Consider the following 11,898-nt stretch of genomic DNA (forward strand, 5'->3'; position numbering starts at 1 on the left):
ACGCCACCCGAGACCGATGGACGCGTCGTCCTGCGCGCGCGATGCCGCGCACTTGGCCGGTCGGGTGCTCGGTGCGCTGCGCGGTGGAAGCGACGCGGACTTGGCCGATTTCCTCGACTCGTGCGCCGACCCGGCCGCCGGTCTCGGGGCGGTGCGGCTGGTGGGCGCGGACGTCTTCCTGCCGCACCTGGTGCTGAACCGCCCGCTCGACGCCCGCGACGTCGACGTGGTCGTCGCGTCCTTCGAGTTCTTGTCGTCGGTCACGGCACCGGTCACGACCGAGCAGCGGGTGTTGGCCTGGCACGACTGGTCGACCGCCCGGCTGCTGGCCGGTCTGACCGGTGACGTGCCCGCCGCGACGCCGGAGGACCCGACCGCCGTGCTCGGTCCGGCCGAGGACTGGCAGCGCTGGTCGGTCGCGGTGGCCCAGCTGTCGTCGCTGGCGCACCCCGGCGCGACCGGCCCGGTGGTGGACGTGGTCGCGGCGCAGCCGTTGGCGCTGTGCCGAGGTGTGGTGCGGACCGTGCTGCGCCGCGACTTCGCCACCGCGAGCCGCCTGACCCGCTGGCTCTGCCTGCTGCACGCCGCGGGCGTCCGCCTGCCGGTGGACCCGGTGCTGCTGCTCGGGCACATCGAGCCCCGGGTCGGCGCCGAGCCCCGCCGACTGCTGGACCTGGCCGTCGCCCGTCACCTCGTGGGGGCGGCATGAGCACCGTCGTCCGCACCGCCCACGAGGTCACGGCGAGTGCCCTGGGCTGGTTGCACGCCCACCGCGAGCTGGGCGCGTTCGAGGACGACGCCACCGCCGACCTCGGCGATAACGACAGCGTCTACAAGCCGCTGTGCGAGCTGGCGCTGGCGTCGTCGCTGGTGCTGCGCGAGGGCGTGGCCGGCAGCGCGGAACTGCGGGCGGCGCGCGAACTGCTGGAGTTCTCCTGGCGCCAGCTGCGCGCGGGTGACCTGCTCTACGAGCGTCAACTGCGGCACGGCCTGGTCACCGACCCGCTGGAGACCTACGTCCACCACGCCCGCGGCGGCTTGCGCCACGAGGCGCTGGAGCAGCTCTTCGAACAGACCTCCGCTGCGGACTCGATAACCGAGGTGTTGCCCAACCGCCGGCTGGCCGTGGCCAACGCGCACCGCGTGGCGGGCCTGCGTCGCGACGACGACTTCCAGGGCATGCTCCGGCAGACGTGGCTGGGCCGCACACCACAGCCCTGGGCCCTGGACTGGTACACCGCCTACTACATGACCCACGCCGTGTTCCACGTGACCGACTGGGGCGCGATGCCGGGTGAACTGCCGCCCGACGTGGTCGGGTACCTGGAGAACTGGCTGCCGGCGTGGTTCGAGGTGTGGGCGGAGGCGGGTCAGTGGGACCTGGTCGGTGAACTGCTGATCGTGGGCGCCTGCCTGCCCGAGCCGTGGTGCGAGCCGGCGCGGTGGGAGCTGTTCGCCGGCGTCCAGCACGGCGACGGGCTCGTGCCCCGGGACGCCGAACCGGTCGACGACGACCCGTGGCGGCGCTACCACGACCACCAGCACACCACCGTGGTGGCCACCATCGCGGGCACGCTGACCACGTCCCGGCTGCTCGGCGGCGGCACGTGAAAGACCTCGTGGCGCACCTCCCGGCCGCCGTGCCCGGTGCCACGGGAGTCGCGGTCGCCCTCCGGCGGAGCGGTCGGGGGCTGGTCCTGGTCGGCGGCACGACCGGCGGGCGGGACCCGCGGCCCGTGACCGGACGCACCCGCTTCGAGCTGGGTTCGCTGACCAAGACGTTCACCGGCCTGCTGCTGGCCGAGATGGCCGACCGGGGCGAGGTGGACCCGACCGACCCGGTCGTGCGCCACCTGCCGCCGGGCGCGGCACCCGGACTGGGCCGCGAGGTCACCCTGGAGCGCCTGGCCACCCACACCGCCGGCCTGCCGCGCCTGCCACCCGGCCTGTGGCGGGCGGCGCTGCCGCACTGGCTCACCAACCCCTACCGCGACTTCGGCGCCGACGACTTCGACGCGGCGCTGCACCGCACCCGGCCCGGGAATCCCGGTCGGTACCACTACTCGAACTTCGGCGTGGCGCTGCTGGGCCGGGCCCTGGCCGGTGCCGCCGGCCTGTCCTACGGGCAACTGCTGGCCGAGCGCGTGCTGGGTCCGCTGGGCCTGCACGACACCGACCTCTCCGCGTCCGCACAGGTCACCGGGCACCTGCGCGGACGTCCTCGGCCGCGGTGGGAGATACCGGGCCTGCCCGCCGCCGGCGGGTTGCGCTCCTCGGCATCCGACCTGCTGCGCTACCTGACCGCCCACCTGCCACCGCCGTGCCCCTCACCGCTGGGCAGGGCCTGCGCCGACGTCGCCCGGCCGCGAGCGTCGGCCGGTCACCACGAGGTGGGGCTGGTGTGGAACGTGCGCCACCGATCGGGCCGTGACCTGCTGTTCCACTCCGGCGGCACCCGCGGCTGCACGGCGTTCGCCGCGTTCAGCCCCACCACCGGGACCGCGTTCGTTGCCCTGGCCAACGCCGGCCCGACGGTGGGCAGCCGGTTCGTGCAACACGCCTACGAGGCGGCGTGGGAACTCGTGGAGCGCGAAGCCCACCCGGTCGAAGGGCCGGTCGCCACCACGACCGCGCCCGGTCAGCGGCCTTCTTCCTCGGTCAGCTGCCCGAGCAGCGCGAAACCGTGCTGATCCACCGAGATCGCGGTCGCGGAGAGGAGGACCACCGCGGTACCGGCCGCACGGTCCAGGCCCAGCCAGCTGCGGAAGCCGCCGGTGCCGCCGTTGTGCCAGGTGACGGCACGGCCGTCGCGCTCGATCGTGATCCACGCCGCGCCGATGCGCACCACCCGGCCGGTGAAGTCCTCGACGGCGTCCAGGGCGGTGATGCCGGGGGCGGTGCCGTCGAGCAGCGCGGCGGCGAAGCGGGCCATGTCACCGATGCGCGCGCGGACGCCTCCGGCCGGCCCCAAGGCTTCACCCGTCCACGGCTCGCGCTTGCGGCCCCACCTGGTCGTGCCGGTGAGCGCGGCCGGTCGCAGGTCGGCCGGGGTGGCGGGCGCGTAGCAGACGTCCAGGCCGAGCGGAGTGGCGATCCGGTCCCGGAGCAGGCCCTGGAACGTCGTGTCGGCGGCGCCGGCCAGGGCGTGCCCCAAGAGCTGGAAGCCGAGGTTGGAGTACCGGGGGCGGGACGGTCCGGGGCGCACGCCACGGGCCTGCGTGAGGAGCTGGTCGAGCGTTTCGCCGTACGGGTTCGTGCCGTGCAGCCACAGCGCCAGCGACCTGCGCACCGGCGAGGCCGCGGCGGGCAGGCTCGGCAGGCCCGAGCGGTGGGTGGTGATGGAGGACAGCGTCACGCCGGCCACCGGGGTGCCGTCCAGCGGCAGCAGGTCGCCCAGCGTGGTGGACGACCCGACCTCACCGCGTTCCCGCGCGTCGGCGTAGAGGAGGCCGGTGATCCCCTTGGCGATCGAGCCGATCTCGAAGTCGGCGTCGGCGGACGCGCCCACGCTCGCCACCGAGGTCCCGGCGGGCGAGACCGTGGCGACGGCGGCCACCGGGTGCCGAGGCCCCAGGCGCGTGACCGACTTCTCCGCAAGCGTTGCACCCGACAAGACCCACCCCTTGGAACTCTTCACGCGACGACGGGCAAACCGTAGTCGGCGTGCCTGTGGACGACACGCTCCGATCGGCTACCGGTGGTGCGACTTTGGTATGAGCCCGGCCCCGCTCATCCCCTCAGGTAGGAACGCCCGTCGTAGCCCTCGTCGTCGTCCGGCGCGGGTCGCGCGGGGCGGCGCAGGTGGCGGTCGACGTTGTCCGAGATGGCCCGTGCCGCGGCGGACTCGGTGCCGACCGTCTCGGCGATGATCTCCTGGGAGCGGTCCGCGACCTGGCCGCGCGCCGCGGCGAGGGTGGCCATGATCGCGCGTGCCACCGCGTCCGGGGTCGCGCGGTTGATCCGGTCGGACAGCCGCAGGTCGACCAGCGCCCCGGTGGAGTCCACGGTGACCTCGGCGATGCCGCCGGGATCCTGCGCGGTGACCCGGATGGCCCGCATCCGGTCGCTCATCGCCTGGGTGTCGGCGGCCAGCTTGTCGATCCGGCCCTTCCAGGCGGCCATCCGCTCACGGGCCCCGTCCGGGTCGAGAACGCCCTCGTCCATGTCCCCCAGCCCTCACCTCGCGTGTGCCGTGGTGGGGGGAGTGTAGGGAGCCGCGAGTCCGGCGGGGGCCGGAACGGGACCGGTTCACCCGACCGGTCGCAGGCCCGGCGGCACGCGTTCCGCAGTCAGGCCGGTGATGTCGACGTGGGGGTCGAGATGGCCAGCAGCTCGTCGACGAGCACGGCCAGCACCGCTGGTTCGTATTCGGCGATCAACCCCGTCGCCTTCGTCCACCGCTGCTGGTTGAGGACCGCCACGATCGGCTCCGTGCAGTGGGCCGGCCCGGCGTGCCTGACCCAGGCGACCCACGCGACGCACTGGTTGTCGGGATCGGGTATCGACCGGATGAGTTGCGCCGCTCGGTCGAAGGAGCCCTCGGCGATCAGGACGTCCAGCGGTGAGGGCTCGCCCCGGAATGCGGGTCTCTCGTCGACGGGGTCGGTCGGCGCGACCCCGCGCAGCTCGGTCAGCGCCAAGTACCGCCGGTGTGTATTGGTGATCGAGTTGGCGAGCGCTTCGGCTCGCGCCAGACCGTCGGCGATGGCGACCGTCTGGATCAACCCGGACCTTTCCCAGGTCGTGTCGTCGACCGCGTCGACCAGCGCCCCGGCTTCGCCGATCAGCCGGTCGACCTGTGCCGGATCGCCGACCGCGGCCGTCATCCCGATCAGCTTGACCAACGTCCGGAACCGTGTGCCGACCGGGCTGATCGTGCCGGCCAAGGTCGTGACCCGGGCGACCAGCTCGCTGGCTCCCCGGCGGTCGCCCGCTCTCACCATCGACCACGCGATGCCGATGAGCACCCGGCAGCGCTCGCCGGGTTCCGGGACGGTGTCGGCCAGTCGCACCGCCCGGCCGGGGTTCCCGTTGGCCGCCAACGCCTCCGCCAGGAGGTGCAGGGCCTCGGTGTGCTCGTCGGAGGCGGGAATCGACTCGGTGAGCGCCTCCGCCCAGTCCAGATCACCGATCCGCACCACGGCTCGTACCAGGGCGAGCAGAGCCTGCTTCCGCTCGATCTCGCTCACGGCCAACCGGGCCTGAGCCTCCGCGGTGGTCCCGATGGCACGGGCCGTGTCCAGGTCTTCGTCCGCCACCGCGTTCATCAGCGCGGTCAGCGCCTGGACCCGCTCGTAGTGCCCGGTGATCAGCTCGGCGACGGCGAGCAGCCGGTCGAGTCGGTCGACGTCGACCGCGGCCTTGATCAGCGCGACCAGGGCCTGGCCGTCACCGACCGGGTTGCCGATCTTCCTCGCCAGGACCTCGGCCTCGGTCGCGGCGTCACGCGCCCGGTCCAGGTCACCTCGCGCGATGGCTTCTCGGGCGAGGAGGATCAGTTGGTCGCAGTCGCCGACCTGGTCGACCGGCACCCCCTCGAACTCCGAACGTGCACCGGGGTCCGGGGCCGGCTTCGGACCGACCGGCCGGGAGCGGATCATCTTGGCCGGCACGCGTGACCCGTCATCCTCGCCGGCGACGATGCGCGCCTTGGACAGCGCGTTCTCGGCCGCGCGAGTCACCTCGGACTTGGACAGCGTTCTGGATGCCGAGACCGCCTCCGAGGCGAGATCGCGCGCCCGCTCCCCCTGGCCGTGGTCCGCGGCTGCCTCCGCGATCGCGGTGAGCGCGCGCACCAGCCAGAGCCGGTTGTCGATCGACCTGGCACACGCCTCGGCCTGGTCGACGTCCCCTGCCTCGGCGATCGCCCGCGCCACCGCGCACAGCGCCCGGCTTCGCGCGATCAGGTCGGTGATCAGCCCGGTGATGGCCCGCGCCCGCTCGTGGTCCCCGGCCCCGGCCAGTGCCTCGACCACGATGACCAGCGACTCGTGCCGTTCGACCGCGTTGGCGATGGAGTGCGCCACCAACTCGGCGCGGTCGAGCTCCCCGGTGGCGACGAGCGCCTCGACCAGCGCGACCTGCGCCCTGCGCCGCCAGTACGGGCTGGTGATGGACTGCGCGAGGGCCTCCGCCCTGTTGACCTGGCCCAGCGCCGCCCAGACCGCGGGCAACTCGAGCGGGATGTAGGAGTTGCGCTTGCGGAGGTGGTCGCGGTGCACGGCCAGCCTGGCCATGGCCGCCACCGCGGCGGTGCCCGCGAGTGCCCCGTCCGCGATGGTCTCCTGGGTGCTGACGATCTCGGCGATGGCCGCGACGTCGCCACCGGAGACGTCCAGCATCCGGTTGTGGCGAGCCAGGTCCGTGCCGCAGGTGATCATAATCGGGAGGTCGCCGACCGCCTTGAGCATGTTGAAGTAGCCGCTCAAGAGGTACTCCGGGGAGGATGGCGGCCATCCCGCTTCGCGGTAGCGCACGTACATCCGGTGGAGTCGGTCGCGGTAGCCCTCGATCCGGGAGTCCCCGAGCATGGTGATCGCGGCTGTCTGGAGTTCTTCGTGGCCCAGCACGTAGACCGCGGTGTCCGGCTGCCAGTGCGCGTCCCTGAGGGTGAAGCTGCGGCCGGTGACGGTGCGCAGGTGGTCGTCCACCTCCCACTGCGACCTGCCGGTCAGCTCGGCCAGGTCCCGAGGGCTCAGCCCGCCACCCGCCGCGGCGACCAGCCCCAGCAGGTCCTGTTGGACGTCGGTGCCGGTGAGCAGCTCTTTCAGCTCGCGTTCCATCTCCGCGCGGATGGCCGTCGCCCTCGCGGAGGTGGCGAGCGTCCGGGCGATACCGGCGTCGCGGAGCGGGTGGTGCTCGGGCACGTCGGGCGGGATCGGCGGTTGCGGCCTGCTGGAGACGACCACGCGCAGTCCGGGCGGCAGCTCGGCCGGCAGCAACGCCGCGATGCTGTGAGCGTCCGGGCCGGTGGTGACCCCGCGGTCCTCGTCGAGCCCGTCCACGACCAGGACCAGCGACTCCCCGCGCTCCTGGCAGACGTGGGCGGCGTCGGCGAGCAACCCGAGCATGTGCGCTTCGCGGGTGTGCACCGTCAACAACGCCGGCAGTGCGTCGTCCAGCAGGGTGGCGAGCTGTTCGAGCACGTTCTCCACGAACGCCGCGCGGTCGTTCTGGCTGGACATCCGCGCCGTGATGAAGAAGGACACCATTCGCACACCGGGCGGCGGGTGGAGGACGAACCACGACAGCAGGGCCGACTTGCCCGCCCAGGCGGGCGCCCGCCAGAGGGCGTAGCTGCCCGCGCACGCCGGGTCGGTGGCGAACGCGGCGAGTTCGGCCCGCTCGGCGTCGCGGTCGACCAGCTCCCCGGGCGCGATCTGCTTGACCTGCTCGCGGTACCGGGTGCGCACCGGCGCACCGGTCCGCAGGTTGATGTCACCGATGTGCACACCGGTGTTGGCGACGTAGCCCGCCGCGCCACCGGTCCGGGCGGCGCTGTGCACCCCGCCGGCGACACTGGCCGCCTGCACCACCGCCCCGATGACATCCATCACCGTCCACGGAGTTCGTCACGTCGCCCGGTGGCCGGTGCGCATCGTCGGACATGGCGCCAGTATCCCGTCACCGCATCGCACGATTGAGGGCATCACCCACCGCGTACCCCGAACGGGCGATTCAACGACCGGTCCGTCCCGGTACCGGTCGATGAGCCGACCGGGGGAGAAAACCCGAACCCCCGCTCCGCCTGTCGCGGACCGGGGGTCGGGAGGCCGTTCCCGGGAGGTCACCGCAGGGCGGCGAAGAACGTCCGGATGTCGTCCACCACGATCTCCGGGACTTCGAGTGCGGCGAAGTGGCCGCCCTTCTCGAACCGGCTCCAGTGCACGATGTTGGAGTTGTCGCGTTCCGCGAACACCTTGATGGTCTGGAAGTCGTCGGCGAACACGGCCACGCCGGTCGGAGCGGCGTTCACCGGGGCGGGCTCGTCGGCGGGGGCGGCCGCGTTGTCGAAGTAGGACCGGGCCATGCCCGCGGCGGCGTTCGCGAACCAGTTGACCGACACCTCGGTGAGGATCGTCTCCAGCGGCACCAGGGACGTGCCGTTGCCGAAGGAGTTGAACAGCTCGCTGTAGGCGAGCATCCCGATCGGCGAGTCGCTGAGCCCGGCCGCGACCGTCTGCGGCCTGCTGGCGTTCATGGTGTTGTAGCCGCCGACCTTCTGGAACCACTGCATGTGCTCCAGCCCGGCGTAGTCCTGCGGCTCCAGTCGTTCGAACTCCGCGGGGTCGCCCGAGGGGAAGGAGAACAGCTGCAGCACGTGCAGCCCCAGGAACCCCTCCGGGGCGAGGATGCCGAGTTCGCGGGCGACCATCGCGCCGTGGTCGGAACCGTGGACGCCGTAGCGCCGGTAGCCGAGCCTGCGCATGAGGGTCTCGTAGGCGCGGGCCACGCGGGCGGTGGTCCAGCCCGCTTCGGTGACCGGGTTGGAGAAGCCGAAGCCGGGTGCGTCCGGCACGACGACGTGGAACGCGTCCTCGGCGCGCCCGCCGTGGGCGACGGGGTCGGTGAGCCTGCCGATCAGGTCGAGGTAGTCGACCGACGAGCCGGGGTAGGTGTGCGCGAGCAGCAGCGGCGTCGCGCCCTCGTGCGGCGACTCGACGTGGATGAAGTGGATCGGCTGGTTCTCGATCTCGGTGATGAAGTGCGGGTGGGCGTTGATGCGCTCCTCGGCGGCGCGCCAGTCGAACGCGCGCCACGCCGTCACGGCCTCCCGCAGGTAGTGGTTGGGGGTGCCGTGCTCCCAGGTGTCGCCCGGCGCCGGCTGCGGCAGGCGGGTGCGGTCGAGGCGACCGGTCAGGTCGTCCAGCTCTGCCTGCGTGACCTCGATGCGGAAGGGGCGGATCTCCGTGTTCGTCATGACACAGACGTTAGAGTGCGTATAGGAAAGAACGGTTCCTATATCGTGGAGGTTGTCGCAGTGACCGCGGACACATCGGCGCGGCTCCTCGCGCTCCTGGGGCTGTTCCAGTCGCGGCCGTCGTGGAGCGGCACCGAACTCGCCGACCGGCTGGGCGTCACGACCCGCACCATCCGCAACGACGTGGAGCGGTTGCGCACGCTCGACTACCCCGTCGAGGCCACCCGCGGCGCGACGGGCGGCTACCGGCTCGGAGCGGGCGGCAAGCTGCCCCCGCTGCTCCTGGACGACGAGGAGGCGGTGGCCGTGGCGATCGGGTTGCGCGCCGGCCGCGGCATCGCCGGGCTCGAAGCCTCCAGCGCCCGCGCGCTGGCCAAGCTCGAACAGGTCCTGCCGCCACGCCTGCGGCCGACGGTGGAGGCGCTGGCCTCGGTCGTCGACCACGCGCCGGAGAACACCGACACCGACGCACCGGACCCCGAGGTCGACCACGCCGTGCTGCGCACCATCGCGACCGTGATCCACGACGTCGAGTGGTTCCGCTTCGACTACCGCGACACCTCGCTGCTCGTCGAGCCCTACCGCCTGCTCGCCTGGAAGCGCCGCTGGTACCTCGTGGCCCGCGACCCGTCCACTGGCGAGTGGGACGTCTACCGGGCGGACTGGATCACGCCACGCATGCGCACCCACCGCCGTTTCGCCCCCACCACCCTCCCCGACGACGAGGACTACACGAGCTTCACCATGCGCCGTGTCGCGTTCACCGGCTGGCAGGTACACGCACGCCTGCGGGTCGACGCCCCGGCCCAAGCCGTCCTCGACCGGATCCACCCGGCAGTCGGCGTGGTCGAGACCGTCACCGACACCACCTCGGTCCTCGTCACCGGCGCCGACTCCCTGGACACGATCGCCGCCTACATCGGCATGCTGGGCATGGACTTCACCGTCGAGTCACCCAACGAACTCCGACCACTGCTGCACACCCTCTCGAAGCGCTACGCCCGCGCCTGACCACCACAATTACCCGGGAGGTCGTGGGCGGCATGAGTGCGTCGGTGGCTGTCTGCTCGGCCAACGGAGCCTGCGCTGTGGCGCCGGACGGTTGGGCTGACGAGGCCGCGGGCGTCGGTGCGACCGGGCTAGAGTGGTGGCGGCTGCCAGGAAGCCACCGGTCCGCGGGAAAGGGCTCAGCCCTCCTGGCGCGTGCACCACGTGTCACCATCGCTCTCCTTTCGGCCTGACCGAGCGGACATCAGGCAGTCGAAAGGAGATCATCGTGCCGACCCTCGGCATGCCCGACCGTCCCCACCTCGACGCCTTCCGCCGGCAGGCCCGTACCTTGCAGCGGAACGTCCGGGCCGGTGACCCCGACGCCGCCGCGCGGGTGGCCCGGCACCACCCCGGTGTCCCGTCCGACCAAACTGGCGGGTTCCAGCTCAGCGCGGCGCAGTGGGTCGTCGCCCGCGAACACGGGTTCGCCAGTTGGCCGCGGCTTGTGCGATACCTGGACACCGTCGCCGAACACGGCTGGGACACCAGGCTCGGCGCGGCGCCCGCGGCCGGACCGGCGGAGGAGTTCTGCCGCCTCGCCTGCCTGACCTACAGTCGTGAGGACGGGCCGGACCGGTGGGCGCGGGCCCGGCGGCTGCTGGCCGAACGTCCCGAGCTGACCACCCGCCACATCTGGGCCGCGGCGGCGGCCGCCAGTCCGGACGATGTCGGCCGGCTGCTCGCGGAGCGGCCTCGGCGGGTGACCGAGCGCGGTGGCCCGTTCCGGTGGCGGCCGCTGTTCTACCTCGTCTACTCGCGCTTCGACCCAGACGTGCCGGCCGAGCGCGTGCTCACGGTGGCCCGGCAACTGCTCGACGCGGGCGCCGACCCGGACGACGGCTACCTCTTCGACGGCCTGCCGTCGCCGTTCACGTTGCTGACCGGGGTGTTCGGCCACGGCGAGCTCGGCAGCCGACGCCAGCCCCGCCACCCGCACTGGCAGGCGTTGGGCCGGCTGCTGCTGGAGGCGGGCGCCGACCCCAACGACGCCCAGACCCTGTACAACAGGATGTTCGAGCCGGACGACTCGCACCTGGAGCTGCTGTTCGACTACGGGCTGGGCACCGGCGACGGCGGCCCGTGGAGGACACGGATCACCGAGCTGGACACACCCGCGCAGTTGCTGCGCACCCAGCTCCGCTGGGCGGTCGAGCACCGCCGACCCGCCCGCGTGCGGCTGCTGGTCGAGCACGGCGTCGACTTCCACTCGCCGTTCGAGGACGACGGGCCCGCGTGGAGTCCGGGCGACGGCCGGACACCGGTCGAGCTGGCCCGGCTCGACGGCGACCCGGAGATCGCCGACTACCTCGTCACCCAAGGCGCGACGCCACCCGACCCCGATCCCGTGCGCGACCTGATCGCCGCGGCGTTCCGCGCCGACCGGTCCACCCTCGACCGGGTCCGCGCCGATCATCCCGACGCCGTGACCGACGCCCGCCGCAGCCGCCCGGGCCTCATCGTGTGGGCGGCGGCCCACGCATCCACCGAGACGGTCACGTTGCTCGCGGAACTCGGCTTCGACGTGAACGCCTACGGCCGCGGCGACGCGCCGGTCGAACAGCCGTGGGAGACCGCACTGCACCACAGCGCGATGGCCGGCGACGTCGAGCTCACGCGCCGGCTGTTGGACCTGGGCGCCGACCCCGACCTCCGCGACCGGCGCTTCGACGCGACCCCACTCGACTGGGCCCGGCACTTCCACCAGCTGCCGACCACCGACCTGCTCGAACCGGTCACCGCGCCCCCGCCAAGCGGCGAACGGGGGTGAGGCCGCGGTCGTTCGGTTCGAGACCGCCGGAGTAGCCGCGTGATCCCTCGCCCGCCGCAGCGCGTAACCCGACTGAGCGCTTTCCCGTCCTCCCGGTCGGTGCCAGGGTGGGAGGTGGACGACCGGGGGTGACCGTGGCCGGTGGGGTGATTGGCGCACG

9 protein-coding genes are annotated in these 11,898 nt (G+C 72.8%); 5 read left to right on the forward strand and 4 right to left on the reverse strand.

All coding sequences use genetic code 11. From position 1 onward, the window contains the following. Window positions 1-16: 16 nt before the first annotated feature. The 3 genes from B0I31_RS12630 to B0I31_RS12640 are packed head-to-tail and all read left to right on the forward strand — an operon-like array spanning window position 17 to window position 2,690. Entirely contained in the window at window positions 17-709 is a 693-nt protein-coding gene (locus tag B0I31_RS12630) for a hypothetical protein (RefSeq protein ID WP_106615557.1), read from the forward strand. After that, window positions 706-1,611 (forward strand): DUF6895 family protein, encoded by a 906-nt coding sequence (locus B0I31_RS12635; protein ID WP_106615558.1) that lies wholly within the window; start codon window positions 706-708, stop codon window positions 1,609-1,611. The genes B0I31_RS12630 and B0I31_RS12635 overlap by 4 nt, the downstream gene beginning before the upstream one ends. A gap of 8 nt (window positions 1,612-1,619) precedes the next feature. Continuing rightward, window positions 1,620-2,690: a serine hydrolase domain-containing protein gene (locus tag B0I31_RS12640; RefSeq protein WP_219910685.1), complete on the forward strand. Its 1,071-nt coding sequence runs from the start codon at window positions 1,620-1,622 to the stop codon at window positions 2,688-2,690. Here the strand turns inward: B0I31_RS12640 and B0I31_RS12645 are convergent. The 4 genes from B0I31_RS12645 to B0I31_RS12660 all read right to left on the reverse strand — a co-directional run bounded on the left by B0I31_RS12645 (window position 2,639) and on the right by B0I31_RS12660 (window position 8,920). Next, entirely contained in the window at window positions 2,639-3,613 is a 975-nt protein-coding gene (locus tag B0I31_RS12645) for a serine hydrolase domain-containing protein (protein WP_219910686.1), read from the reverse strand. The two genes, B0I31_RS12640 and B0I31_RS12645, sit on opposite strands and share 52 nt — an antisense overlap. A 116-nt stretch (window positions 3,614-3,729) precedes the next feature. Continuing rightward, window positions 3,730-4,164 (reverse strand): YbaB/EbfC family nucleoid-associated protein, encoded by a 435-nt coding sequence (locus B0I31_RS12650; protein WP_106615560.1) that lies wholly within the window; start codon window positions 4,162-4,164, stop codon window positions 3,730-3,732. A 125-nt stretch (window positions 4,165-4,289) separates the two neighbouring features. Further along, window positions 4,290-7,553 (reverse strand): tetratricopeptide repeat protein, encoded by a 3,264-nt coding sequence (locus B0I31_RS12655; RefSeq protein WP_106615561.1) that lies wholly within the window; start codon window positions 7,551-7,553, stop codon window positions 4,290-4,292. Window positions 7,554-7,786: 233 nt separating this feature from the next. Further along, window positions 7,787-8,920 carry an epoxide hydrolase family protein gene (locus tag B0I31_RS12660; RefSeq protein WP_106615562.1) on the reverse strand — a complete coding sequence of 378 codons (1,134 nt, stop codon included), beginning with the start codon at window positions 8,918-8,920 and terminating at the stop codon, window positions 7,787-7,789. A gap of 60 nt (window positions 8,921-8,980) precedes the next feature. Here B0I31_RS12660 and B0I31_RS12665 point away from each other — a divergent pair, with 60 nt between their 5' ends. Beyond that, entirely contained in the window at window positions 8,981-9,931 is a 951-nt protein-coding gene (locus B0I31_RS12665) for a helix-turn-helix transcriptional regulator (RefSeq protein ID WP_106615563.1), read from the forward strand. A 265-nt stretch (window positions 9,932-10,196) separates the two neighbouring features. Further along, window positions 10,197-11,738 (forward strand): ankyrin repeat domain-containing protein, encoded by a 1,542-nt coding sequence (locus B0I31_RS12670; protein ID WP_106615564.1) that lies wholly within the window; start codon window positions 10,197-10,199, stop codon window positions 11,736-11,738. The last annotated feature ends 160 nt before the right edge of the window (window positions 11,739-11,898 follow it).

The organism is Saccharothrix carnea (assembly GCF_003014735.1).
GTDB classification, from domain to species: Bacteria; Actinomycetota; Actinomycetes; order Mycobacteriales; family Pseudonocardiaceae; genus Actinosynnema; species Actinosynnema carneum.

Coding starts and splice junctions, on each gene's coding strand:
- B0I31_RS12650 (WP_106615560.1), bottom strand. CDS start 4,164: ATGGACGAGGGCGTTCTCGACCCGGACGGGGCCCGTGAGCGGATGGCC.
- B0I31_RS12635 (WP_106615558.1), top strand. CDS start 706: ATGAGCACCGTCGTCCGCACCGCCCACGAGGTCACGGCGAGTGCCCTG.
- B0I31_RS12630 (WP_106615557.1), top strand. CDS start 17: ATGGACGCGTCGTCCTGCGCGCGCGATGCCGCGCACTTGGCCGGTCGG.
- B0I31_RS12660 (WP_106615562.1), bottom strand. CDS start 8,920: ATGACGAACACGGAGATCCGCCCCTTCCGCATCGAGGTCACGCAGGCA.
- B0I31_RS12655 (WP_106615561.1), bottom strand. CDS start 7,553: ATGGATGTCATCGGGGCGGTGGTGCAGGCGGCCAGTGTCGCCGGCGGG.